Annotated in this window: 28 protein-coding genes and 1 pseudogene; 22 read left to right on the top strand and 7 right to left on the bottom strand. The window is 47.6% G+C overall.

Translation table 11 applies throughout. The annotated features are described in order from the left end of the window. Positions 1-97: 97 nt before the first annotated feature. The 7 genes and pseudogenes from NQ558_RS03450 to NQ558_RS03420 form a co-directional block, all read right to left on the bottom strand. The gene (locus NQ558_RS03450) at positions 98-475 is read right to left on the bottom strand and encodes a TnpV protein (RefSeq protein ID WP_005361038.1); all 378 of its coding nucleotides are present in this window, start codon (positions 473-475) and stop codon (positions 98-100) included. Between the two features lie 12 nt (positions 476-487). After that, entirely contained in the window at positions 488-2,059 is a 1,572-nt protein-coding gene (locus NQ558_RS03445) for a MobA/MobL family protein (RefSeq protein ID WP_242652122.1), read from the bottom strand. A 293-nt stretch (positions 2,060-2,352) separates the two neighbouring features. Beyond that, the gene (locus tag NQ558_RS03440; RefSeq protein WP_040446556.1) at positions 2,353-2,580 is read right to left on the bottom strand and encodes a DUF5348 domain-containing protein; all 228 of its coding nucleotides are present in this window, start codon (positions 2,578-2,580) and stop codon (positions 2,353-2,355) included. A 175-nt stretch (positions 2,581-2,755) separates the two neighbouring features. After that, positions 2,756-2,998 carry a hypothetical protein gene (locus tag NQ558_RS03435; protein ID WP_005361044.1) on the bottom strand — a complete coding sequence of 81 codons (243 nt, stop codon included), beginning with the start codon at positions 2,996-2,998 and terminating at the stop codon, positions 2,756-2,758. A gap of 91 nt (positions 2,999-3,089) precedes the next feature. Continuing rightward, the gene (locus NQ558_RS03430) at positions 3,090-4,244 is read right to left on the bottom strand and encodes an AAA family ATPase (RefSeq protein ID WP_005361045.1); all 1,155 of its coding nucleotides are present in this window, start codon (positions 4,242-4,244) and stop codon (positions 3,090-3,092) included. Continuing rightward, positions 4,241-4,564, bottom strand: coding sequence for a plasmid mobilization protein (locus NQ558_RS03425; RefSeq protein WP_005340449.1), 324 nt, complete (start codon positions 4,562-4,564; stop codon positions 4,241-4,243). Before NQ558_RS03425 ends, NQ558_RS03430 begins: the two co-directional genes overlap by 4 nt. Then, positions 4,542-4,733: pseudogene (locus tag NQ558_RS03420) on the bottom strand (hypothetical protein); the annotation flags it as partial. The pseudogene NQ558_RS03420 and the gene NQ558_RS03425, both read right to left, overlap by 23 nt. Before the next feature lie 257 nt (positions 4,734-4,990). Here NQ558_RS03420 and NQ558_RS03415 point away from each other — a divergent pair. The 22 genes from NQ558_RS03415 to NQ558_RS03310 all read left to right on the top strand — a co-directional run bounded on the left by NQ558_RS03415 (position 4,991) and on the right by NQ558_RS03310 (position 25,570). Further along, entirely contained in the window at positions 4,991-5,512 is a 522-nt protein-coding gene (locus NQ558_RS03415; RefSeq protein ID WP_005361050.1) for a DUF5720 family protein, read from the top strand. A 29-nt stretch (positions 5,513-5,541) separates the two neighbouring features. Beyond that, positions 5,542-6,414 carry a DUF6017 domain-containing protein gene (locus NQ558_RS03410; RefSeq protein WP_005361053.1) on the top strand — a complete coding sequence of 291 codons (873 nt, stop codon included), beginning with the start codon at positions 5,542-5,544 and terminating at the stop codon, positions 6,412-6,414. A 77-nt stretch (positions 6,415-6,491) separates the two neighbouring features. Next, positions 6,492-7,472: a toprim domain-containing protein gene (locus NQ558_RS03405; RefSeq protein WP_005361056.1), complete on the top strand. Its 981-nt coding sequence runs from the start codon at positions 6,492-6,494 to the stop codon at positions 7,470-7,472. A 13-nt stretch (positions 7,473-7,485) separates the two neighbouring features. After that, positions 7,486-7,710, top strand: a complete 225-nt coding sequence (locus NQ558_RS03400; protein ID WP_005361058.1) for a hypothetical protein — start codon at positions 7,486-7,488, stop codon at positions 7,708-7,710. Positions 7,711-7,742: 32 nt separating this feature from the next. After that, entirely contained in the window at positions 7,743-8,024 is a 282-nt protein-coding gene (locus NQ558_RS03395) for a helix-turn-helix domain-containing protein (RefSeq protein WP_005361060.1), read from the top strand. Positions 8,025-8,106: 82 nt separating this feature from the next. Continuing rightward, positions 8,107-9,009: a hypothetical protein gene (locus tag NQ558_RS03390; protein WP_040446567.1), complete on the top strand. Its 903-nt coding sequence runs from the start codon at positions 8,107-8,109 to the stop codon at positions 9,007-9,009. Positions 9,010-9,048: 39 nt separating this feature from the next. Continuing rightward, on the top strand, positions 9,049-11,064 hold the full coding sequence (locus NQ558_RS03385; protein WP_330588435.1) for an LPD1 domain-containing protein: 2,016 nt from the start codon (positions 9,049-9,051) through the stop codon (positions 11,062-11,064). An 18-nt stretch (positions 11,065-11,082) separates the two neighbouring features. Beyond that, positions 11,083-11,913 (top strand): hypothetical protein, encoded by an 831-nt coding sequence (locus NQ558_RS03380; RefSeq protein ID WP_040446570.1) that lies wholly within the window; start codon positions 11,083-11,085, stop codon positions 11,911-11,913. Beyond that, entirely contained in the window at positions 11,910-12,326 is a 417-nt protein-coding gene (locus tag NQ558_RS03375; RefSeq protein WP_005361068.1) for a DUF3846 domain-containing protein, read from the top strand. Before NQ558_RS03380 ends, NQ558_RS03375 begins: the two co-directional genes overlap by 4 nt. Positions 12,327-12,343: 17 nt before the next feature. Beyond that, positions 12,344-13,159, top strand: a complete 816-nt coding sequence (locus NQ558_RS03370) for a hypothetical protein (protein ID WP_005361071.1) — start codon at positions 12,344-12,346, stop codon at positions 13,157-13,159. A gap of 51 nt (positions 13,160-13,210) precedes the next feature. After that, positions 13,211-13,681 (top strand): PcfB family protein, encoded by a 471-nt coding sequence (locus NQ558_RS03365; protein WP_040446572.1) that lies wholly within the window; start codon positions 13,211-13,213, stop codon positions 13,679-13,681. Beyond that, complete coding sequence (locus tag NQ558_RS03360; RefSeq protein WP_005361076.1) at positions 13,678-15,522, top strand: VirD4-like conjugal transfer protein, CD1115 family; 1,845 nt, start codon at positions 13,678-13,680, stop codon at positions 15,520-15,522. The genes NQ558_RS03365 and NQ558_RS03360 overlap by 4 nt, the downstream gene beginning before the upstream one ends. Positions 15,523-15,766: 244 nt before the next feature. Beyond that, positions 15,767-15,982, top strand: a complete 216-nt coding sequence (locus NQ558_RS03355) for a Maff2 family mobile element protein (protein WP_005361081.1) — start codon at positions 15,767-15,769, stop codon at positions 15,980-15,982. A gap of 10 nt (positions 15,983-15,992) precedes the next feature. Beyond that, the gene (locus NQ558_RS03350) at positions 15,993-16,856 is read left to right on the top strand and encodes a VirB6/TrbL-like conjugal transfer protein, CD1112 family (protein ID WP_005361084.1); all 864 of its coding nucleotides are present in this window, start codon (positions 15,993-15,995) and stop codon (positions 16,854-16,856) included. A gap of 38 nt (positions 16,857-16,894) precedes the next feature. Then, positions 16,895-17,347, top strand: a complete 453-nt coding sequence (locus tag NQ558_RS03345; protein ID WP_005361086.1) for a SpoVG family protein — start codon at positions 16,895-16,897, stop codon at positions 17,345-17,347. Then, the gene (locus NQ558_RS03340; protein WP_005361089.1) at positions 17,347-17,904 is read left to right on the top strand and encodes an MT-A70 family methyltransferase; all 558 of its coding nucleotides are present in this window, start codon (positions 17,347-17,349) and stop codon (positions 17,902-17,904) included. Before NQ558_RS03345 ends, NQ558_RS03340 begins: the two co-directional genes overlap by 1 nt. Beyond that, on the top strand, positions 17,901-18,647 hold the full coding sequence (locus NQ558_RS03335; protein ID WP_226875830.1) for a hypothetical protein: 747 nt from the start codon (positions 17,901-17,903) through the stop codon (positions 18,645-18,647). The genes NQ558_RS03340 and NQ558_RS03335 overlap by 4 nt, the downstream gene beginning before the upstream one ends. Positions 18,648-18,683: 36 nt before the next feature. Next, complete coding sequence (locus NQ558_RS03330) at positions 18,684-19,118, top strand: PrgI family protein (protein WP_005361092.1); 435 nt, start codon at positions 18,684-18,686, stop codon at positions 19,116-19,118. After that, the gene (locus NQ558_RS03325; protein WP_198006738.1) at positions 19,018-21,492 is read left to right on the top strand and encodes a VirB4-like conjugal transfer ATPase, CD1110 family; all 2,475 of its coding nucleotides are present in this window, start codon (positions 19,018-19,020) and stop codon (positions 21,490-21,492) included. Before NQ558_RS03330 ends, NQ558_RS03325 begins: the two co-directional genes overlap by 101 nt. Before the next feature lie 33 nt (positions 21,493-21,525). Further along, positions 21,526-24,204, top strand: a complete 2,679-nt coding sequence (locus NQ558_RS03320; RefSeq protein WP_005361096.1) for a CD1108 family mobile element protein — start codon at positions 21,526-21,528, stop codon at positions 24,202-24,204. 18 nt (positions 24,205-24,222) lie between these two features. Continuing rightward, a complete protein-coding gene (locus NQ558_RS03315) occupies positions 24,223-24,468 on the top strand; it encodes a DUF4315 family protein (protein ID WP_040446576.1) in 246 nt (81 codons plus the stop codon). Further along, on the top strand, positions 24,458-25,570 hold the full coding sequence (locus NQ558_RS03310) for a DUF4366 domain-containing protein (protein WP_005361100.1): 1,113 nt from the start codon (positions 24,458-24,460) through the stop codon (positions 25,568-25,570). The genes NQ558_RS03315 and NQ558_RS03310 overlap by 11 nt, the downstream gene beginning before the upstream one ends. Positions 25,571-25,578 lie beyond the last annotated feature (8 nt).

Below are 25,578 nucleotides of genomic sequence, written 5' to 3'. Positions count from 1 at the left end.
AACTCGGCCCTGTTTTCAATGTTCTTTTACAAACGTATGTTCTTTTCTGTTTCGCATATTTTATAAAAGGGCAGCCCGAAAACTGCCCTAAATCCTACTATCTATAAACAATTTCTTTCATCACCACTTCTTCCGCACAAGCCCAGATATTATTCATTCTCCCAACCCATGCCATCTGATCCTGCATCTTCAATTCTTCTGTCACTCCCTGCTGTTCTTTCATCTGCTCCACCAGCCTGTCCATCATCTGATGACACTCCTCGTCGATCTGGTGCAAATGCTCATTCAATTTCCCGGCAAGTACCAGCTCCAGATACAGCCCTTTCCGATGCTCTTTTAAATACGTCTTTCGCAACATTCCATACTTTCCAATCGGATATTCTGTCTCCTTCGGGAGATACAGGTCTGGATAATACAGACCGTCCTCTCCCAAAGTATAGCTGATTCCATTTTCTCCCATAATGTGTTTCTCCATGATTTTATTCTCCTATCTCGCCCCTCGATCCTTACTCTGGCTTCGGGTGCGTTGCGTGTTTTTCTGTTCCTGCTCTATTTTCTTTCTGTTTGCTACCAACTTTGCCCTGACACCATGTGGTTGCAGCTCTGGCTCTTTTCCGGTTTCTTGTTTCCATTGTGCGATTGCCTTCTGATACTGACTATACTCAAACTTTGCAGTTTTAAAGTCTTTCAGAAATTCCTGTACACTTCTGTAGCCGACTTTCTGTACAATCTTTGGAAGATAATCTTTCATATTCCGGATCTGGCTTGTCAGATCGTCGATTTCTTCCTGCAATTCTTTTTTCTTTCTTCCTTTAAACCAGCCTTTAATTTCAGACAGTTCTTTTTTCTTGGCAGAACGTTGTTTCTCTTTCTTATAAATTGCATTGTTCTGCTGTTCCAGTTCATTGTAAATCTTATAGAATCTCGGATATTTTGATGCCATTCTTGTCATTTCCGGCTGTTTCGGTTCTGGCAATCTTTCCACTGGCTCTTTAATTTCTGCTTCTGTTCGCTCTGTTTCTGGAATTACAGTCTCCATATCAGAAGCATCTGTTTTCTGTAATTGTTCTTTCTGTTCCAAAGATTCCTTATACTTTTTAACGAGTACCGTTTCTATCATCAGTTCCAGTGCCTCAATCGCCATCGTAACAACTTTTGCAAATAAGTTTGCTTTTCTTCCCTTTCGGGAAATTGCACTCTTGATTGGTTCTGAAATTCTTTTTTGTTTCACTTCCATAATCTGCGGTTCCGGAATACCGCTGATCAATGCCATATCAACCGCCCGATTCCATTCCTGGCGTTTTCGATTATCCGCTTCAATTTCCGGTGCCTTGGGATTACGTTTCCCGATTTTCTTTGTTGCAAGATAAACACTGCCACGTTGAAATACTTGTAGCTTCTGATTTTCATCTTTCACATAAAGGTTGATCAGATCAGTATAGGAACGCTTCACTTCATCCAGAAAAGAATTGCTTTTAAACCGTTCATCTTTAACTGTAAACAACTTCTTCTCATAAATCTCGCCCTTCTTTACGATGTGGCAGCCTTCCCGGATTTCTCCGTCTTCTCCTAATATTTCTTTCTTGGTACGGACATGTTTCCCGTTTTCATCATAAAACATATTCCGGCTGGCAGTCTTAATGATCGGTTCATCCAACTGTTTTCGTTCTGCAAAGATCAAATGAATATGATAATTCGTTTTCCTTTTATTGTGATGCAATGCTGCAATACATTCCGTTCCATAGTTCTGTTTGAAATGCTCTGTAAATAACCTCAGCAACCTATCTGGTGAATATTCCACAAAACTCTCCGGTAAAGCAATAATCAGTTCTCGTGCTTCAATACATTTCCCTTCCGTTCCGCTTTTTGCAAATTCTTCCTGATTACACTTTGCAAGTTCTCTCCAAAATTTCCGTTCTGTAGTTTCATAAACCGCATAAAGATTTTCCTGTTTTGCATGGCTGGATATATAAGTGATCCGACCTTTTACATTGCTTAGTTTCGTTAATTGGATAAATGAATTTCTTGCAATAGGCACTCCCTCCTTTTTCTTCAGCAAAGTAAATTCTGCTATATTTTTGTGAGTGGATGCTCAGGCATCCGTTTACGAACTAACTGCTGTTTCCAGCACAAGCAGCTCACGGCAGGGCGAAATACACAGAGCATAAACGAAGTTTGTGCGATGAGTGTATTTCGCTCTCAAACGCCGAGGGCTTTGTGAGATACTTCATACCTCTGCTATAGTTTGGTTTTAGCTTTTTACTTTGGGCGTATCCGCCCTCTTTTTCTGCCCGTGTCCGGGCTTATTCTTTATCACTAACAACCAATCAGCCTTTTCTCTTTCTGTCTGCTTTATTCCGGTATCCTTGCCCGTACATACTCCAAATCTCCGCAATACGGTGTTCCAACCAAATACCATTCTCTCGCCAGATTCATTTCCATTCGTGTCTTTACCCACTGATCATCAACTAGAACTTCCAGACATTCTCCGCAGTGAAATCCTGAATCAATCCATAAGTCTGATGATAATAATCCATATCTTTTGTTATAACTGCTGTAACCTAATCTTCCTTCTCTCATGGTGTCATTCTCCCTTCATTTATCATTTCCGCAGGGACGCCCTGAATCAGAATCCCCTTTTGAAAATCTCCTTACTTCGCCAGCCAACTCCCGACTGCACATTACCTGCTTTCTCCTTGTCTGCTATCTACAGGTGCGTGTCACGCTCCTGTTATAAAGTAATCAAGCTGAATTGTTACCAGCGAAAGCTCTCCGGTACTCCGCATTTATCCAAATATTCCTGCCTTGCTTTTTCCCGTTCTTCCTCTGTTGGTGCTGTTTTAAAGGTTGTATAAAGTTCTCGTTTTACCATGCTGTCCAGCTTTTCCATCAATGCTTTTTCAATTTTCGGTAAATAATCTTCATTTCCGGCAAGATGGTATTGGAACAATGCCAGTAATAAATCTTTTGGTATCTGTACCTGTGATTTTCTTTCCATGTTTCTCCTTTCCGTGACGGTCGTGACGATAGTGACGATATTTTCACTACCGTCACGCTATATAAAATACCGTCACAACCGTCACATATCGTCACGCTTGTTTTCCGACAAAGGTTAATCTAATTTTTCTTCCATCGTGTCCTCGTTCTGTTTTATACTGGATTCCATATTCCAGAATCAGACGTTCCAAACTGACATTTAATTTTCTTGATAATGCGTTTGGCTGCATTTCCACCTGCAGGATTTGCACCAACTCTGTTGCTGTACCTGCCCACTCTGGCGTAGTTTCTGTTACAAGCTCTTTGATTTTTTCCAACACTGGATCTTCTGGTTCTTTCCAAAGTTCCGTTTCTGTCTTGGTAAGTTCCCAGACACATCTCTCCCGGTTAAAGTTTAACCATAGTTTCTGATCCTGCTGGTCACGCCCTGCCACTTCCAGAACTGCTTTATTATCTGTACGCTTTTCTTTCTGCATAACAAATGCTCCATCCGCAGCTCCTAGTAGACCATTCGTACCGGAAATCATATCGAAACTATCTGAAGATTCCATTTTCCTTGTATGATGCACAACCAGAAAACAGATGCCATATTTATCACTGAATGCTTTCAGCTTTGTTACAATCTCATAATCGCTGGCATAACTGAATTTATCTCCACCGACCTCTCGAACCTTCTGAAGAGTATCAATGATAATCAATCTTGCGTCTTTATGCTCTGTCACAAACGTTACAAGCTGTTTTTCCAGTCCGTCATTGAGCGATTTAGATTTTGTAGCGAAATAGAAATTCTCACTGCCTTCCATTCCAAACATCTGTGATAACCGCTTTTGCAATCTTGCATAATCATCTTCCAGTGCCAGATAAAGAACCGTTCCTTGTCTGACCGAAAAGCCCCACAATGGAATTCCTTTACTGATGTGATACCCGATCTGTGCCATAAAGAATGATTTTCCAATCTTCGGTGAACCGACAAATAAGTAAGTTCCGTTATACAGAAGTCCATCTACAATTGGCAGTTTTGGTGGATATGCGGTATCATATAATTCCATCATAGAAACGGTTTCCAGATCATATGGATTCTTTTTATTTGCTGATTTTGCTGTATTTTCCGCATTATTTGTGGCTTGCAGATTGCCCTTACCGGGCAAATCTGCTATACTTTGGTTGGTTAATTTATTACTTGATGGCTGTTCCACATCTGCGCCAACAGATGCAATCGGAGCAGTCATTTTTTCTTTTTCTGTCATTCATTTTCCCCTTTCAATCCATACAATGTCTCTGCAACCAATCTCAGGGTACTCAGCAACTCTTCGTTTTCCTCGCTACATTTTTCCAGACGTTTCAGTTCTTCATAAATCTCTGCCATCTGATTTCGCAATGCTTTATACACTCTTGGATTCCCCTGTACCACAATTTCCCGATCAGTTAATCGTTTTGTGATATAGTCCTGCTTGCTAAGTCCTGACAATCGGACACATGCATCAATCTGTTCTGCTTCTTCCGGTGATACCCGGAATGCTACGATTTTGTTTCTCCATCTTCCTTTACTGTCCAGATTTTTCTCCATTTAATTTTTCCATCCTTTCAATATCCAGCTGTTCTGCCATTTGTGTCTGCTCACTTGGAAACAAATGTGCATATCGGTAAGTGATATCAATGCTCTCATGTCCCATTCGGTCTGCAATTGCCAATACCGTAAATCCCATATTGATCAATAACGATACATGGGAATGCCGTTACGGTATAATAACGACAAACAGAAAAAGCCTTTATTTTCAAGGGGTTTGAGCGTTTGTCGTCTTTTATTCAATTCCTTTTCCAAGTTGAAAATTGACGAAAACTATAAAGAAAAAAGGAGGCTGTTTTATTAACGACAAAATTTAATAGTGCCAGCGGTCCGGCTTTATGTCTGACCGCTGGTTGCCGTGGGCGTTTCACTTTTATAGGTGGACGCCCTTTTTTCATACTCATTTTCGAGAGAAAGGAGATCCACATGGAATTAAACGAAATGGAAAAAAAGCTGCTCTTTCAAGTGGAGGGCGATTATCAGACAAAGATCCTGAATGAACTTTATATGACCGTGCGGTATTCAAATAATTCCGAACAGCGGGAGGCGGCAGAAGGTCTTATGGCAAAACTTCGTGTTCTGTCAAATGCAGAGTGCATGGACTTGGTAAAAGATATTCAGAAGAATTACCGTCTGCCCTATCCAGCCCGGACGATTGGAGAAAAGATCGCCGAGGCCAGACAACAATCAGGGGCAGAAAAATTGAAGGGGCATGACATCATGGCACTTGAACGCTTTGATCCAGAAGTAAAGCACATGATCGTCTTTGATGTATTGTCTTACGATTCCCCTGTTGGCGACAAAGGCGATAAGATGCGCTTGTTCCTTACAGATGCCGGCTATCAGAAATTTTTAGAGAGCCAGGAACGGGGCGAAGTGAAACTGAAAAACCATGCGAAGGTCTCTGACGGTCATCTCCATTATGACCGCAGGGATCATGCCTTGTAACGGAATAGTCGAAGAAAGGAGGCGGTACAATGGCAGTATTCCGTGTAGAGAAAACAAAGGACTTTACGATAATGAGCAATCACCATCTGCGCAATACGGAGTTGTCCTTAAAGGCAAAGGGGCTTTTATCACTTATGTTGTCGCTGCCGGAAGATTGGGATTATACCACAAAGGGACTCGCCCATATCTGCAAGGATGGTGTGGATTCTATCACTACTGCCCTGAAGGAACTGGAGCGGCATGGTTATCTCACCAGACAGCGCCTCCGCTATGATAACGGGCAGTTGGGAGACATTGAATATACGATCCATGAGCAGCCTGTAAGTACCGAAAACACAGGGCTTTCACCTAAACGGGAAAATCCAAGACAGGTAAAACCAGAACAGGCAAAACCTAAACAGGCGGAACCTGAACAGGAAAATCCGGCACAATTAAATACTAATCCATTAAAAACAAAAAAATCAAAAAAAGATAAATCAATAACTTATCCATCAATCTATCCGGCAGAGCCGGAAGCGGCAAACCGCACGGATGGGATGGATCGGATAGAGCTGATAGAAGCCTATCGTGAAATCATCAAAGAAAATATTGAATATGACTTACTGGTCTTACGGTATGGCAGGGAACGTTTGGATGAAGCCCTTGAACTTATGCTTGAAGTGATTTTGTCGAAACGCCCTTACATTCGCATTGCCGGAGATGATTTTCCGAGGGAAATCGTCAAGAGCCGGTTCCTGAAGATCAATTCCGGCCACTTAGAGTATGTCTTTGACTGTATCGACAAGAACACAACGAAGGTCGGAAACATCAAAGCGTATCTGCTGGCGGCGCTGTATAATGCCCCGGCTACAATGGACAGCTATTACCGTGCCGAGGTCAATCACGACCTGTACGGCTGTTAGGCACCTTTGGGTGTCTTTTTTCATTTCATCACAGGAAGGAGGCAAAGCACAATGAAAAGAAACACTGTGCCGGTACTATGCCCGGCGTAACCAAAGAACAGATTCAGGCAGCGCGGGAAGCTGACTTGTTTACTTACCTGCAATTCCATGAACCCGGCGTGCTGAAACAGGATGGACCTAATTTCCGGCATAAGGAGCATGACAGTCTGGTATATGTGACCGGGAAAAGGTACTGGTACTGGAACAGCCGCGGACGGAGTATCAATGCGCTGGACTACCTGATCCAGATTCGGGGATATGGTCTTGTGGATGCGGTTCATGCTCTGGTAGGTGGCGAAATCCCACAGGAACCGGCTTACCGAAGTACGGCAGAAATACAGGTATCAAAAGAGCCGGAAAAGAAAACATTCGCTCTCCCCTGGGGCAGACGTTGCGCGACCGCTGCGGTCTTCTATTTGCAGAAACGGGGGATCAGCTCAGAAGTCATTCGCCAGTGTTTACAAGCCGGGATTTTTTACGAAGCCCGGTATCATGGAGAACCGGTTTGTGTGTTTGTTGGGAAAGATGATTCCGGGAAAGCGAAGTTTGCCTGTATGCGCAGTATCAGCGGCAATCTCAAAAAGGATGTCTATGGCAGCGACAAAGGATATAACTTTTGTTATCCCCCGCAAAGTCCGGGCAGCCGGCATGTGGCAGTCTTTGAAGCTCCTATTGATGCGCTTTCCCATGCGACACTTCAAGAGCTGGAGGGATGGAAATGGAATGGTTATCGCTTGTCTTTGGGCGGTACTTCCCATGTGGCGCTGACTTCTTTCCTGGAACGCCACCCGGAGATACGGCGTGTTACCCTTTATATGGACCACGACCTTGCCGGATTTGTCAATGCCCGGAAAATCAAGACCATGCTTCACGAGGATAAACGTTTCCGTCATATCCGGGTAAGTGTCAACCCTCCCCGGATGGGAAAAGATTACAATGAGAAATTGCTGCTGGTTCGGGAACAACTGCAAACCAGCCAGCACCAACGCCGCCCAAAAGAGGCGGCTGTTTCAATTTAGGGAGGATTTCAACATGAATGGATCTCAACATATCTGCTTTACAGACAGCGCCGGAAAAGCGCTGTTTTCCATTCCCGACAATGGTTTACTCTGCCTGTTCTATGGAAACGGGGACAGGCACTTTGCTGTTTGTCATCGTCTGGATGACACCCATGCAGAAATTGACGGGGTAAATTATTCGATGCCGGACTTTGCCAAAAGGATGAAACACAACCAGATCAGCTTTGCCCCGGCATAAGGCTGGAAAACAAATAACAGGAGGATTTGAAAATGAAAAAAATTGAAAATACCGCTTTGCAGATGATTGCCGAGGCTTCCCGGTGTCCAGACTACGGCCCCGATATGGTTAAATCGCTGATGAAAAAGCTGGACATGAACGAAAAGGGCTTTGCGCTTTTGATGAATGTTGCCCCATCCACAGTGCGTCTTTGGACCAGCGGAGCTGCACAGCCTTGCGGCACAGCAAAACGCCTCATGCAGATTTATGAAACCGGTCCGGAGATTGTCGGCAAGATTGCCGGCGGGCAGCTACCGGCAGATGGGAGGGATTGATTAAATGGCGGGGACAGATAGCCAGCCGTTTGCGGAAAATGAGCAGGTCAAAGAGCTGCTTCACATGAAAGGAGGAATTTGATTGAATCAGGAACCACTACCGCAGATTCATTTGATCCGCGATACAGACTTATCCGTCTTTGCGTATGAACTCCATATTTTTGCCGGAGATTTTCTTAGAGAATGCGAATTCAATATGCGTTCTCTGGCAACAAATACCGGGGCTGATTCCATTGCCATCATGGGGAAAAATCACATGTGGCTTTCCGACGCCTTATTTGCTTATTGTTCTACGGCGGATCTTCATCAAATGATCTTAACAACGGAGTTCATCGGAGCGAGGGCTTTCCTGTTTCATACGGATCGGAGCGAGGGCGGTCACTTGTACGGAGATGTCCTGATGATGGATTTAGACACGCTGCGGCAGGATATAAAAAGAAATATCCTCTATCCCTGCGGCGTCAATATTGAACGCAAAGATGGTTCAGCGGCTACGGTCAGCCTGAAAGAATGGACTGAAATGGAGCTTTACGAAAAAGATGCTCTGAAAAGTTGGGGATTTTCTTATGCCCCGAATCAAGTTACGGAATGGCAGTACCACTATTCCACGATGTTCAGACAGTGGATGGATCAGGCATTTCGTTATATGCCCCAGGATTTAGAAGAACGCCTGAATATGCAATATATGGAGGCAGCCCAGAACCCGGATATGGATAAGTACCGCATACCACAGGGAACGGCAAAGCAGATGCTTCTTTATGACGAAGCCCCTGTGTATCGCCTTCTTCCATCCGGTTCGGAGAAAATTGCGCCCATCGCGGCAATCTCTACGGGCCTGTGGTATGAAAATTACCGGGAGTTTGCCATTGCACCGGAGGATTTAGGCGCTCTGGACAAACTGATCCGCAGGGAAACTGACCGGCTCACAGGAAACCTCCCACAACTTCACAAAAACGAAGAACGCCGCCCTGCCCCGGAGCGATAAGAATTTTACACTGACTGGAGGTGATGAAGATTGGCAGGAGTGCATGAAGATTTCGGCGAAAAGATCGGCGGTGCGAAAAAAGACCTGTGGAAAGACCGCGGGCTGTATGCAGATGATCTGGAAGCCATGAATGAGCGCGAAGCCGAAAAATTTGTGAAAAAGGATAATGTTTGGAAAAAGCCGGACTATGCAGCCATGCTGGAGGAAGGGATTCCTCTTGGCGTGGTCTATTTTATTAAAAAAGCAAGAGACGGCTTAAACGCTTCCCCTCAGTATTACCGCACGGATGACACCCCGGAAAAACGGACCGCGAGACAAAAGGAATATATAAAAACAGTCCGGGAATTGCAGACAGTGCTTTCAGATGTCCGTACTGTGGAGGATGCTGTGAGAGCCTATGACCGCTTTTTCGTTGACAATGGATATTTAGAAAAGGTACAGGGCTGGGGAAGCGGAATCCATTACCGGGCAACGAAAAAGGGACAGGACAATCCCGTGATCACAAACAAATTGTCCAATACCATGCTGATCCGCTCAGCTGAATATTTTGAGCGCAACTTTACTCAGGAAGCAAAAAAGGAACAGTTTTGTGTTTCCAAAGAGCAGAAAATACCGAAAGGTTATGCGATCCACTTCAACGACGGGAAACAGACCTATTCTAAAAATGGGGACTGGAAACCCGGTACCTACTATGTGACAAAAGGCTATTCGATCCTGCGGACCAATTTTGGGACCAAAGAAGCTGCCCTGAAATGGGTGCAGGAACTTGCCAAAGGCAGGAACAAAAACGGAAAGATCCGTTTTGTCCCTCCACAGCTTGCCCATGTCAAACGTACCGGACCGGATTATCGGAATGGCGTGGAGATCACCGGACAGCATTATCTTGATACCTTTGGGTTCCGCGGCGGTGAGTTTGGAAACTGGATGAACCAGAACGACCGGCAGACCTCCCTTAACATGGGATTTGAAGCACTAAAGGATCTGGCGTCAGCCCTTAAGATCAGCGATAAAGATATTGCTTATCAGGGAACACTTGCTATCGCTTTTGGTGCAAGAGGCAGCGGCAATGCTGCAGCTCATTATGAACCTTTGCGTACAGTCATCAATCTTACAAAAATGCACGGGGCCGGTTCCCTGGCACATGAATGGTGGCATGGACTTGACGATTATCTTGGTACAAAGATGAGAGCAAAAGGGATGCTGTCAGAACAGCCCCACCTCTATGCGCCGTTCCAAAAACTCATTGACACCATGAAGTATAAACCGGAAACACCGGAACAGGCAGCAAAGCGCACGGAAGCACAAACAGAACGCACCCGGAAAAATGCGGCAAGCTGGCTGGATTCCTCGGTTCTTGCCTCCCTGAAACGGTATGGCAATGAGGAACAGATGGAAACCTACGCAGTCTTGCGGGAAGCATTTTTGTCCGGCGAACCCGGCTCTGTGGAACAGATCAGCGCATTTAAGAAGAATGTTACCGGCCGGGTAATTCCCAAAAGTGAACGGGAACGGCTGGAAATTTTTGAGCGTATGCTTTCCGGGATGCAGGCGCAGGAAGCTCCGCAGATTGGACGGACGGAAACTGATTTTTACCGTAATTCGGTACGCATGGGAAAAGAATGTGAAAAAGACGGCGGTTATTGGGACAGCAATGTGGAAATGACAGCCAGAGCCTTTGCCTGTTATATCAAGGACAAACTGCCCTACACATCGGATTATCTGGCAGGCCATGCCGACTGTGCCCTTACCCTGGTTTCCGGTAAAGACGGAGAAATGGAGGTATTGAAAGCCTTCCCTGTGGGGGAAGAACGCCGTGCAATCAACGCTGTTTTTGACGAGATCATTCAGGATTTGAAACGGGAACAGCTATTGACCCATGCCGATGTAACGCTTCCCCTCTCTGTTTCTGAACTTCGTGAGGCGGCGGACGGGCAGCTATCCATGTTCGGCGTCGGCCGTCCTTCCGTGATGGATCAGCTTGCGGCAAACAGGCCGGCAGATAAAAAATCACCGGCACAGACGTTTTCCAGAAAAAACCACGAGCCGGAAATATAGCAGGAGGTGAACAGCATTTTGGAAGAAAATAAAGATTATCATGCCTACCGGTATGGCGACCACTTGACGCCGGGATCAGAGCTTAAAATTGAACACAGCGTAGTTTGTGAAAATGTGGATATTTCTACTCTGATCACAATGGGAATAGATAGCCTGGAAGCCATGCGCCAGGGAAGTATCGACGGGGAGCAGAAAGCCTATGAAATCGTGGTGGCTGCTGCAAAACAATGGGAACAGCAGGCAGCGGCAACACAGACGATCAACCGGGCTTTGGAATATCTTCGTACACCGGAGATTGAACATACCGGCAACCAGTGGAAAGACACCGATAACTGGAGGGCGGATCAGAAAATCAGCAACCGGGTCTATCAGATGACCTGCAGTATTTGGGAAGATACGAAATATGACAGAGAAACCAAACAGAGTGTTCCGATTGCCTGGTATGTGACATGGGAAGTCCGTATTCATTCCCCGAAGCAGGGATATGGAGCAAAGATTGCCGGACAAAACCAGAAACGATATACAGATAAGAACGCAGCCATAAAATACCTGGACGGGCGAAAGAAAGCCTATTCCCATTTATTCACGGAAATTTCCCCGCCGATCCCGAAAGAATATGAGCACCATTTTATGGTTCACGGTACTCTTTTACCTGGCTATACGGTTGAAGGACTGGAACAGGCCAAAACGGAACATGCCGCCGCCGAGGTTTCGGAGGGCGGTATTTTTACACCCGAAAACCAGGAGAAGCCTTCCGTCCTGGGGAAGCTCTCTGTGGCAAAAACTCAGGAAAAAACGCCAACCACTCCCGGTACGGCAATGAAAAAGAAGGAGGATATACAATTATGAAAGTGTTAATGGTAGAGCCGGGCAAGTCCCCTTATGCTGCGGAGATCGAAAGTGGTCTGAAATCCTTGCAGGCGGCAGTGGGCGGAGATATTCAGGCGGTCTATCCGTATGAGGACCCGGTGGCTCTGATCTGCAATGAAGAAGGCAAGCTGATGGGGCTGCCTTTGAACCGAGCTCTCTTTGACGATGACGGCCACATCTATGATATTGTGTCCGGGAATTTTCTGATCGTTGGTCTTGGCGAGGAAAATTTTACAGACCTTTCCCCGGATCTGATGGAGAAATATGGGGAGCAGTTTAAGTACCCTGAAAAATTTGCAAGGCTTGCCGGCGAGATCATTGCAGTCAAGCAGCCTGCAACCAATGAGCACCGGGAAAAACCGATGATGCACCATTCCGGCCCGGATTTGTAGAAAGAAAGGAGCCAATTATGTTAATGGCAGTAAATGAACCTTATGCCCTTATGGTGCAGCCGGACGATATTCTGATCTCTCCCCGTGAGGTAGATGAACATTTTGGGACGATGGTATGCTTTCATCCCCGCTATGCGCTGGGCGACCATCACAACCATATGGACAAAGATGACTTCCTGCGGGAAATGTATTTAGATACCGTAGGACATGATGAAGCCGGCATGAAACGCTATGAACGGATGGTAAACATTGTAAGCAGCCGTTTCCGGCATGGACCAAAGACAGAGGAACGGGCGATCGATGAAGCAATGCAGAAAGTAATTTCGGAAAAGTATCTGATGCTCCCCCTCTATCTCTACGACCACTCAGGTCTTGCCATGAGTACAGAAAGTTTCTCAGGCAGGGCTCCTCATGCAGAATGGGACAGCGGACAGGTCGGCTGGATCTATGTTTCCAAAGAAGATGCCCTAAAGGAATTTGACGCTGACAAGATGACCGGCGCCATCCGGCAGAAAGCGGACGCACTGATGCGCAGCGAAGTCGCCGCTTATGATTCCTATCTGCGTGGCGAATGTTATGGGTTTGAGCTTTATAAAAACGGGGAGCTGTCGGATAGCTGCTGGGGCTTTATGGGTAACTTTTCCGATGTGTTGAAAGATATGGCGGCATACCTCCCGGATGAGTGCAAAGGGATGGTCGATCATCTGGAGGAACAGGAACGCCCGGCTACGATCATCAAGACGCTTTTGAAACATGCTAAAATTCAGGTCGATCAGGCAGCAAAAGCCTTTGAACACGCTTCCCGACAGCAGGTTCTTGGGGAAAGCCGGTAAAAAGTTATTTCCATATTATAAATACCGATTTTATCAGAAAGGAGGATGCTCTTGCAGGAAGAACTCGAACAACGAACGGTTTCTGTTTCTATACAGGCAGCAAAACTGTCAGGGCGGGTACTGCGTGCGGCTATTGCTGCGGTACTCCAAAAGATGGAACAGGAACGCACAATGCCAAAAGTCGGGCGCAACAGCATGAAGCGGCTGACTTATAAAGACCCCGGAGCCAATACCATTGAAGTTTCAGGGCGAATCCGCTCTTTTGAACGGTATGCCAGAAAACATCAGGTACGCTACCATATAGAAAAGGAACTTGGGACCGATCCCCCAAAATGGACGGTATATTTCAAGGCAAACCAGGCGGATGCACTGACGGCAGCTTTTAAGGAATATACAAAGAAAGACCTTACACGCAGCACCAGACCGTCGCTGCTTATACAGCTTCATAAGTTCAAAGAACTGGCACAGTCGCTTGGCCGTGACCGTGTAAAGAACAAAGAACACGGAGGACCGGAACGATGAAGATTGATGCAGAAACATTGAAAAAACAGGTCATTCTCCATCTGCCTTATGTTCTGTTCCTTCTGGTATTTGCCAAGCTGGGCGAAGCGGTGCGGCTGGCTCCCGGAGCAGACGCTTCCCAAAAGCTGTTAGGACTGTCCGAAGGCTTTGCCCTTGCGTTTCAGAGTATGTGGCCGGGGGCGGCAATGGACTGGCTGATCGGTTTCTGCGGTGCAGCCATTATGCGGCTGGCAGTCTATCTTAGAGGGAAAGACGCTAAGAAATACCGCAAAAATGTGGAATATGGTTCTGCAAGATGGGGAAATAAAGCCGATATTGCCCCGTTTATGGACCCAAATCCGGAAAACAATATCATTCTTACCCAAAGTGAAGGACTGATGTTAAACGGAAGGCCCAAAAATCCGGCCAATGCAAGAAATAAAAATGTACTGGTAGTCGGAGGATCAGGTTCGGGAAAAACGCGCTTTTTCATCAAGCCCAATCTGATGCAAATGCACAGTTCCTACGTCGTCACCGATCCGAAAGGTACAGTCCTTGTGGAATGCGGAAAGATGTTGCAGCGAGGCACACCAAAGCTGGACAAGGACGGAAAGCCTGTGCGTAATGAAAAAGGAAAGATCATCTATGAGTCCTATAAAATACGGGTATTCAATACGATCAATTTCCAGAAAAGTATGCACTTTAACCCGTTCGCCTACATTCATTCCGAGAAAGATATTCTGAAGATCGTCACTACCCTAATCGCCAATACCAAAGGCGAAGGAAAAGCCGGAGACGATTTCTGGGTCAAGGCAGAAACCCTGCTCTATACGGCACTGATCGGATATATCTATTATGAGGCTCCGGCAAACGAACAGAATTTTGCCACACTGGTAGAAATGCTGAACGCAATGGAAGTCCGTGAGGATGATGAGTCGTTCAAAAATGCCGTTGACCTTCTCTTTGACGCGCTGGAACAGAAAGACCCGGATCATTTTGCCCTGCGTCAATATAAGAAATATAAGCTCGCTGCCGGAAAAACAGCCAAGTCGATCCTTATTTCCTGTGCTTCCAGACTGGCTCCTTTTGACATTAAAGAAGTCAGGGAAATTACCATGTATGACGAACTGGATCTGGATATGCTGGGAGATGAACGGACTGCTCTTTTCCTTATTATGAGTGATACGGACGGGACCTTTGCATTTTTGATCAGTCTGATCTATTCCATTTTGTTTAACCGCTTGTGTGAGCGGGCGGATGATGTATATGGTGGAAGGCTTCCCATCCATGTGCGCTGCCTGATCGACGAGGCGGCAAATATCGGGCAGATCCCGAACCTGGAGCGTCTTATGGCGACCATCCGAAGCCGTGAGATCTCTGCCTGCCTGGTGCTGCAGGCGCAAAGCCAGCTCAAAGCCCTGTATAAAGACAACATGGACACCATCATCGGTAACTGTGACGCCTCCCTTTTCTTAGGAGGCAAAGAAGAAACCACCTTAAAAAGCTGGAACTCCCTATTGGGGAAAGAGACCATCGACCTGTATAACACCAGTGTCACAAAGGGCAATCAGGAATCCCACGGACAAAATTTTCAAAAGCTGGGAAAGGATCTGATGTCGGTGGATGAACTGGCAGTCATGGACGGGGGTAAATGTCTGTTGCAGATCAGGGGTGTGCGGCCGTTCCTCTCCCGGAAATACGATATAACCAAACACCCAAATTACAAACTGCTTTCCGATTTTAATGAGAAGAACGCTTTTAATATCGAAAAGTTTCTTTCTACCCGGATGCCGATGCGTCCCGGTGAACGATACCGCAATTATGAAGTCACAGCCGAAGATCTGGCTTCCCAGACTTTATAAAGTTGTTCCTGCCTGTCAAAGCATGACGCCCTGGCAGGCTTTGTTTTTGTCACGATGAAAGGAGGATTTTTTGAGGATTCGTGATTCTCCCTGAAAAGTAAATAACCGCAGGATTTTTCCTGCCCCATGCCGCCGTGCTGTTTGAAACAGATTTTTTCTAAAAACAGTGCGGCGGCTTTTTTTGTTTCCGGCCTGATACGGCCATATCACAAATTAAAATTTCTGAAATTAAAGGAGGAACATTATGGCATTTTTTGCAAGCGCGATTGATACTTTGAAGATCCTTGTGATCGCCCTGGGCGCAGGTCTGGGCGCATGGGGTGTTGTAAACCTTCTCGAAGGTTACGGAAATGATAACCCAGGTGCAAAATCCCAGGGGATCAAGCAGCTTATGGCAGGCGGAGGTATCGCTCTGGTTGGTGCAACGCTGATCCCGCTGCTTTCCGGCCTGTTCGGTTAAGGGCTGACTTATGGGCAGTCTGTTTGAATGGATAACAGACTGGATTAAAGAGGGCCTGATCGATGCGATCACCGGACAGTACACCAGTATTTTCAACTCCGTCAACAACCAGGTTGCGGATGTGGCAAATCAGGTAGGACAGACCCCGCAGGGCTGGAATGGCGGCGTGTTTTCCATGATCCAGAATCTTTCGGAAACCGTCGTCATTCCCATTGCGGGCATGATCCTTACCTTTGTTCTGGTGTATGAACTGATCCAGATGATTCTCGAAAAGAACAACATGCACGAATTCGATACATTCAACATCTTCAAGTGGATTTTCAAGACTTTTGTTGCCACTTACCTGCTCACCAACTGTTTTACGATTGTGATGGCGGTCTTTGATGTGGCCCAAAATGTGGTGTCGCAAAGTGCCGGTGTCATAAACGGGAACCTGGATGTGCAGGCGGCATTGTCTGACCTGGAAACCCAGCTTGAAGCAATGGGAATGTGGGAACTGATTGGATTGTGGCTGGAAACCAACATCATCAATCTGTGTATGTGGGTACTGTCCATCGTGATCTTTGTCATTGTATATGGCCGTATGATCGAGATTTATTTAACCGTGAGCCTTGCACCGATCCCGTTTTCCACAATGGCAAACCGGGAATGGGGACAAATGGGAACCGGGTATCTGCGTTCCCTTTTTGCCCTGGGTTTTCAGGGTTTTTTGATCCTGATCTGTGTTGCCATTTATGCAGTGCTGGTCCAGTCTATCCCATCGTCCGGCGACGTGCACGGCGCGATCTGGGGAACGGCGGGTTATACGGTACTGCTGGCTTTTGCCCTGTTTAAGACAGGTTCGTTATCCAAATCCATATTTAATGCAAGATAGCATGAACAAAACCAATTCTAAAAAGGAGGATTTTATATATGAGTAAAACCAATACAGAAAAAATGGCGCCGGAAACACAGACGCCGGAAATGGCAAACGGCATGAAGCTGGATGTCCGCGTGCGTCCGATTGCTCCAATGGGAAACCTGCTGGCGTTTGCCAATGTTACGATTGGCGGATGCTTTAAGATTGACGGTTTCCGTATCTGTTCCAGTGAAAAGGGGCTGTATGTCAATATGCCCGCAACCCAGGATAAGGGCGGCAACTGGAAAGATGTCTGCTGGCCGGTTACGGCAGAGTTCCGCAAGCAGCTCAACGATGCTCTCATTGATGGGTACGGCCAGGCTATTGAAAATTTGCAGGCGACTCTTGAAGCGACAAAGGGAGCTGCGGAAAAACCTTCCCTGACCGGTACATTGAAGGAAAATGCCGGTAAGGTCAAAGAACAGCCGACTAAACCTGCCCCATCTAAGAATGAGCAGGCTCGCTAATGCCGGAAACGAAACAGTACGGCATTATCTATGCCGATCCGCCCTGGCATTATGACAGGAAACATGGAAGCGGCGTTGCGGAAAACCATTACCCCACAATGAGCATTGAAGAAATCTGTGCCCTGCCGGTATCGGAACTTGCCGCAAAAGACAGCGCCCTCTTTCTGTGGGCAACCTTTCCGCAGCTTAATGAAGCCTTCCGGGTGATCGACGCCTGGGGGTTCAAATATAAAACGCTAGCTTTTCTATGGCTCAAACAGAACCGGAAAGCGGATAGCTGGTTTTATGGCATGGGCTTTTGGACCCGCTCAAACGCGGAGGTCTGCCTGCTGGCAACCAGAGGCCGTCCGAAACGCCAGTGTGCGGGAATCCATCAGTTTGTGATCTCCCATATTGAGCAGCACAGCAAGAAACCGGACGAGGTGCGGGATAAGATCGTAAAACTCATGGGCGATCAGCCCAGAGTGGAACTGTTTGCAAGACAAAAGACTCCCGGCTGGGATGTATGGGGCAATGAAGTGAACTGTACGCTGACTATGCCGGAGCGAAAGGGGTGATTTTGATAGAACAAGATGCAAAGCGGCTGCTTATGGAACGGCTGGACGAGTGTTTGAAGGTTCATGCGGATATGCTGGATGCACAGAACATCGGCAGCATTTACGAGTTGCAGGGATTTTCGGAACTCCACTATTATCTGAAGGTTGAGCATGTATTTACTCCGGCGGAAGTAGAGGCACTTCTTTCTTTTCAGGACCCGTTGGATGTAGCCCGATGGTGCTGGGAAGAAAATAACCATGAACACAGTTTCCCGATCTGCGATCTTCTCAAAGAAATTGATGCAGAGCAAAAATTTGAACATTTCACAAGCGAACCTTCCGCACAGGACAAATATACGCTCCTGATGAAACGGCTGGGACAGAATTACTTTGCTTACAGGGAAAGCCTTATGTCAAGAGATAAGGAATCCTTAATTGAAAAAGCTGCTGAAATTACAGCCATGCAGGAGGCGTATTCCTATCTGACAACAAAGTTTGAGTTCAGGGATGAAATGCTGGATGATGTGCTGGCGCTTGAGAATCCTTTGAAATACTTTGCAGACCGTTGGCTTATGCCGGTTTCAGATGTGTTCGACGTGGATATGGATATTCGGGAAAATATTGCCGGAATCCGAGACAGCCAGGAATACCTGTGTCAGAGAGAGCCGGCTGTTTCTGTCCTGGCACGGCTGCAAAATGCGGCTCAGGAAGTGCGGGAATGTCCGGCTGCGGAGAAACCGGTACGCGATTTCGGTGCACGGTAATGGGCCGGAAATTATATTACGATGGGAGGTGTATAGATGCCTTATGTACCTGTACCAAAGGATTTAACCAAAGTTAAGACTAAGCTGGCCTTCAATCTGACGAAGCGCCAGCTTATTTGTTTCAGCCTTGCCGGACTTGTCGGCCTTCCGGTGTATTTCTTTACCCGCGGGGCGATCGGCAATTCGGCGGCTGTACTTTTGATGATCGGGCTGATGATGCCCTTTTTCTTCTTCGCCATGTATGAGCGTGACGGGCAGCCGGCAGAAAAGATCTTGAAGAACCGGCTCCGTTATAAGCTCTGGCCGAAGGACCGTCCATACAGGACGGATAACCTGTATAAATCTATGTCAAAGAAGGAGGTTACAAAGATTGCCAAAAAACAAGCAGCAGGAAGCTCAGGAAAAGCGTCTGCAAAAAAATATCAGGCAGGCCAAAAAGACCAGAGCCGATGCAAAGCAGGGCAAAACTAAGTCTGCCCGTTCCAAGCCGTCTAAAAAAGGCGGCTTTTTTGCCGGGCTGAAAGCAGATGCCCCGCAGACGGTCCAGCAGAGCATCCCCTACCGTGAAATGTACCGGGATGGGATCTGCCGGCTGACTGATACCCTTTACACCAAAACGGTGCAGTTTTTTGATATTAACTATCAGCTTGCACAGGCAGATGATAAAGCACAGATCTTCGAGGGTTACTGCGATTTCTTAAATTACTTCGATGCCTCGATCCATGTGCAGCTTACCTTTATCAACCAGCGGGCCAATATGCAGGATTTTACCAGAAGCATTGACATCCCTCCCCGCGGCGACGAGTATGACGGAATCCGCAGGGAATACGGGGATATGTTAAAGAACCAGTTGCAGAAAGGAAATAACGGTCTCACCAAACGCAAATACATTACCTTTGGAATCGAGGCAGATGACCTGCGTACTGCGAAAATGCGTCTGGAACGCATTGAAACGGATGTGCTGGCAAATTTCAAGACCCTGGGAGTTCAGGCGAGATCCTTAAACGGACTGGAACGTCTGGAACTTCTTCACAGCCAGCTTCACCCGGACGGTCAGGAAAAGTTTCATTTCCAGTGGTCGGATCTGCCTAAGACTGGTCTTTCTACCAAAGACTTCATTTCCCCATCCGGGCTGTCTTTTTCAAAGGATGGAAAGACATTCCGGGTAGGCGACCATTCCGGTGCTGTCTCCTTTTTGCAGATTTTGGCGCCGGAGCTTACCGACCGGCTTTTAGCGGATCTTCTTGACTTAAACGACGCCGTGACCGTCAACCTGCATATCCAGTCTATCGACCAGGCGCAGGCGATCCGAAACATCAAGCGTAAAATGTCGGACCTGCAGAAAATGACCATTGAGGAACAAAAGAAAGCGGTCCGATCCGGGTATGACATGGACATCATTCCCACCGACCTTGCCACCTATGGAGAGGAAACCAAAAATCTTTTGCAGGATTTACAGAGCCGCAATGAGCGCATGTTCCTTGTGACGGTACTGGTGGAAAATATCGCTGCCAAACGTCAGAAGCTGTTTAATGATATTTTTGCCGCTTCGGGTGTGGCACAGAAATACAACTGTGCCTTAAAACGGCTGGATTACCAACAGGAACAGGGGCTTATGTCCTCGCTTGCTCTTGGCACGAACCAGATTGAAATTGAGCGCGGGCTTACGACCAGCAGCACAGCGATCTTTGTACCGTTTACCACCTGTGAATTGTTCCAGGAGGGCGAGGCGTTGTATTACGGTCTGAACGCCCTTTCCAATAACCTGATCATGGCGAACAGAAAAACGCTGAAAAATCCCAATGGGCTGTTTCTCGGTACCCCAGGAAGCGGTAAATCTTTCTCTGCCAAGCGTGAGATCGTCAATGTGTTCCTTCTGACGGAGGACGACATCATTATCGCTGACCCGGAAAATGAGTATGGGCCGCTGGTGCAGCAGTTCGGTTCCCAGGGGCAGGTCATTGATATTTCCCCTACTTCCACAAACTACATTAACCCTATGGACATCAATCTGGACTATTCCGATGATGAAAACCCGATCACTTTGAAAAGTGATTTTATTCTGTCGCTGTGTGACCTTATCATCGGCGGCAAAGAAGGGCTTTCCCCTATTGAAAGGACGATCATCGACCGTTGTACCAGACTGGTGTACCGGGAATACCTGCAGGACCCATGCCCGGAAAATATGCCGATCTTAGGCGATCTTTACGAGCTGCTTTTGAAACAGTCTGAACCGGAGGCACAGAATATCGCAACTGCGCTGGAAATCTATGTCAATGGTTCCCTTAACGTGTTCAACCACCGTTCCAATATCCAAATGGATCAACACCGGGTACTGTGTTTCCAGCTTAAATCACTGGGAAAAGCCTTAAAGGAAATCGGGCTTTTGATCATGCAGGATGCGGTGTGGAACCGTGTTACGGCCAACCGTTCCAAACATAAAACAACCTGGTTCTATATCGACGAATTCCACCTTCTTTTGAAAGGGCAGACAGGAAGTTTCAGCGTGGAGATCTGGAAACGCTTTCGTAAATGGGGCGGAATCCCATCAGGTTTAACGCAGAACGTCAAGGACCTTCTGGCTTCCCGTGAGATCGAGAACATTTTTGAGAACTCGGACTTTATCTATATGCTCAACCAGGCCCAGGGAGACCGTCAGATTTTGGCAAAGCAGCTGGGAATCTCCCCGCACCAGCTTTCCTATGTGACCCATTCCGGTCCCGGCGAGGGGCTTTTGTTCTTTGGAAATGTGATCATCCCCTTTGTGGACCACTTCCCGAAGGACACACTGTTGTACAGTGTGCTTACCACAAGACCGGATGAAATAGCGGGGACCAAAGCGTGAGACAAAAATTAAAATGGATCGGAGGTGAGAACAATGGCACACGACAGGGAGTTTCAAAGAAAGCGCAAAGATACCCGGATGCCGGTGCGTGATTCCCACGGGGAAGATCAACCGGCAGCCAGGCAGACCGAACAGGATTTTGACCTGCGCAGGGCACGGGACACCCCTTCTTCTGTCAACGGCAAGACACACAGGCAGGACATCCCTGTACAGACGGAATTTTCCCAGCTATCACCGGAAACACCGGTGTCCTTGCTGGAACAGGGCGATGCTTATGCGGCCGCTTTGGATGTTTTTTCGGATCGCTTTGAGATACCGGATGCTACCGGAACAGAGTCCCCGACACAGGACAACGGACGAAGCAATTTCCGGCAGGAGGTTTCCAGGCGTTCTTTTGTAACAGAGGATGTGACAGACCATGATACCGGACAATATGCACCTTCTTCCGAAGGATCAGCCCCACCGAGCGGCACAGACAGATCCGGTCAGGGACATCGTTATCGGACACATCAGCATGGGAACAAATATCAGCAGCGTTTTCAGGAAGCGGCACAGGCGGAGGAACAGGCAGCACAAAAGGAAAAGGGTGTGGATAGCGAACCGCCGAAAACATCCAAGCTGGAATTTACTGCGGATGAACTGCCACCGGAGACAAAGGATAAAAAGCTCACCCATGCAAGACGGAAGGCGGAACGGACTGCACAAAAAGCAGAGCAGGCGCAAAATCGTCTGCCGGCCCGGAAGAAACTGCGCATGGAGACGGTTTCCGACCCGGAGACCGGAAAAGCCAAAAAACACTTAAAATTTGAAAAGGAGGTTAAATCCCAAAAGGCCCATGTAAAAGGACCTGTACCCCTGCGTCCGGTCAAGGCGGGCGCCAATACTGCCATTGGTTACGCTCATAAAAAGATTTATGAGGCAGAGGATGAAAATGTGGGGATCAAGGCAGCCCACCGCTCTGAACTTGTGGGCGAGGCGGGGCTTCGCACGGCATATCACCGGCATAAAACTGCCCCCTACCGAAAGGCAGCGAAATTACAGCAAAAATCAGCAAAGGCCAACGCAAGACTTGCCTACCGGCAGGCTCTTAGCGACCACCCGGAGCTGAAGAAACATGCGATTGCCCGGATATGGCAGAAACAAAAACTGAAAAGGCAGTATGCCAAGGCTGCCCGTGAAGCCGGGAAACAGGCAAAAAATGCCGCAGTCGCAACAGAGAGGGTCAGCGTCGGTATTGTCCATGCGGTCAAACGGCACCCTATGATCTGCCTTGTCCTCCTGCTTCTCCTTTTGGTAATTTTCTTGATCATGTCCCTGTTTTCCACGTTCTCCAATATTGGGACCGGCGGTCTGGGAAGTCTGGCTGCTTCTACCTATCTTGCAGACGATCAGGACATCAATCAGGCGGAGCTTACCTATACCGAGTGGGAAACAGATCTGCAAATGGAAATAGACAGGGTGGAATCAGACCGCCCCGGTTATGACGAATACCGGTATAACCTGGGTGCGATCGAGCATGACCCGTATGTGCTGATGGGGTATCTGACTTCTGCTTATCAGGGATTTACTTACGATGAAGTGGAAAGCGTGCTGCGGCAGCTTTTCCAGGAACAATATACCCTGTCCTTTTCAGAAGAAACCGAGATCCGTTACCGCACCGAAACTTCCGTTGACCCGGAAACCGGGGAAGAAACCCAGGAGGAAGTGCCTTATGAATGGCGCATCTTAAATGTCAAGCTCACAGTCACACCTCTGGAAAACCTGGTCGTTTCCCGGATGAACGCAGACCAGAAAGAGATCTGCGAGATCCTGCTGCAGACAAAAGGAAACCGCCAGTATGTCAAAAATATCTTTGGCACCAACTGGCTCCCTTATGTGACCAGCTACTACGGCTACCGGGTACATCCCATCAGCGGGGAAAAGAACTATCACACCGGTGTGGACATCGGGATGCCGGAGGGCACAGAGATCCTTGCCGGGCATGACGGAACAGTCACCCTTGCGGGAAATGCCAGCGGTTATGGCTTATGTGTTGCCATTGAAGGCGAGGCATACGAAGGACATACCCTGACGACCAAATACGGGCACTGTTCCCAGATCCTTGTTTCTGCCGGGCAGGAGGTCAAAGCCGGGGATGTGATCGCAAAGGTCGGGAATACCGGAAATTCCACCGGTCCCCACCTGCATTTAGAAGTCCTGGTTGACGGTCAGTATTTGAATCCCCTGTATTTTGCTGATACCGGCGATACCAGCGAACGGCACCTGCCGGAAGTTGGTTCAGGCGGCACAGGAAACTACTTCGATTATGACATTCCACCGGAAGCCCTTGCGGATGAACAGTTTGCTGCAATGATGGCCGAGGCGGAAAAATATCTTGGCTATCCGTATGTATGGGGAGGCGCAAGCCCTTCCACTTCCTTTGACTGTTCCGGCTATGTGTCCTGGGTGATCAACAACTGCGGCGTCGGCTGGAATTTCGGAAGGCTGACTGCGGACGGTCTTTTAGGTGTATGTACGCCGGTATCAAGCGCAGATGCAAAACCGGGCGACCTGATCTTCTTCCAGGGGACCTACAATACCAGCGGCGCAAGCCATGTAGGGATCTATGTAGGAAATGGAATGATGATCCACTGCGGAGACCCGATCTCTTATGCCAACATCAATACAAGCTACTGGCAGCAGCATTTTTATACATTTGGGCGTCTGCCTTAACAGATTGGAGGTAATAAATTGAATCCTAAAATTGAAAAACTGGAAAAGGAAATTGAAAAGACCAAAACAAAGATTGCGGAAATGCAGGCAAAGCTCCATAAGCTGGAGGAACAGAAAACGGAGCTGGAAAATACCGATTATGTGGCGGTGGCGCGCAGTTTCAAACTGACGCCCCAGCAGCTTGCGGATTTTTTGAAATCACAGCAGGCGGCCCCTTCGGAAACTATTTTACCGCAGGAGAAGGAGGATGTGCATGAGGCTTAAAAAACTTTCCCTGCTGCTGGCGCTTACGCTTCTTGTAAGTGTCAGCGCATTACCTGTAACGGCTCATGCCGGCGGTTCCAAAGACACCACACCGCCAACGCTGACTGCTTCCCTGGAGGGCGATGCCCTGAAAATAGAAAGCAGTGACGATCTATCCGGCGTGGAGGCGGTCTTTGTTGATGAAAACCGTATCAACTCCCTTACCGATGGGAAAGCGTCGGTTGCACTAAAAGATTATGCAGGAACAGAAAAACAGGTAAGCATATACGCAAAGGATTATGCAGGAAACCGTTCTGATGCGGTAAAGCTGGATAATCCGTATTACAAAGAACCGGCTCCTGAAAAGAAACCTGCTGTGGCAGCACCCCAGAGTCCGTCCGGTACACAGACAAAACCGCCTAAGGAAGAAAAACCTTCCGGCTCAAACGTTGCAACTCCTTCCGGCGGCGGAAATTCTTCCGGTTCAGATAACAGTACCGGACAGCAGGAAAATACTTCTGCGGTCCCGGAAGGTGCATTTACCCCGGAAGGCACCGGAACGGTACAGGACAACATCAGTGGTACGGATGGGGAAAAACAGTTTTACACCATCACTACGGACGCGGGCAATGTCTTTTATCTGGTGATCGACGGGAAACGGGAAGATAACAATGTCTACTTCTTAAACGGCGTCACAGAGTCCGACCTGATGGCGCTTGCAGAAAAGAACAATGGCAGCATGAGCATGATTCCCCAGGAAGAAAGCTGCAGCTGCACAGAAAAATGTGAGGCGGGAAAAGTCAATACCGGCTGCCCGGTCTGCAAAAATGACTTAAATGGCTGCAAAGGAAAAGAAAAGCCGACGGAAACTGAAAAACCGGCAGAACCGGAAAAGCCGAAGAAAGAAACCGGCAGCGTCGGCACGATCCTGTTTATCCTTGTTGCCTTACTTGCGGTCGGCGGAATCGGTTACTATGTAAAAATCGTGCGTCCGAAACAGCAGGCCGAGGACGATGCGGAATTTGAGGATGACGGTTATGGCGAAGGCTTTGACCCGGATGAGGCATACGGGGAACCGGAATATCTTTCAGAGGACGATTTTGACGACAAGGACAGCAAATAAGGCTGTCC

The organism is Eubacterium ventriosum, assembly GCF_025150745.1.
In the GTDB taxonomy this organism is placed as follows: domain Bacteria; phylum Bacillota; class Clostridia; order Lachnospirales; family Lachnospiraceae; genus Eubacterium_G; species Eubacterium_G ventriosum.
The sequence above is the reverse complement of the archived record's forward strand: the minus strand, read 5'-3'. Positions and strand labels throughout refer to the sequence as shown.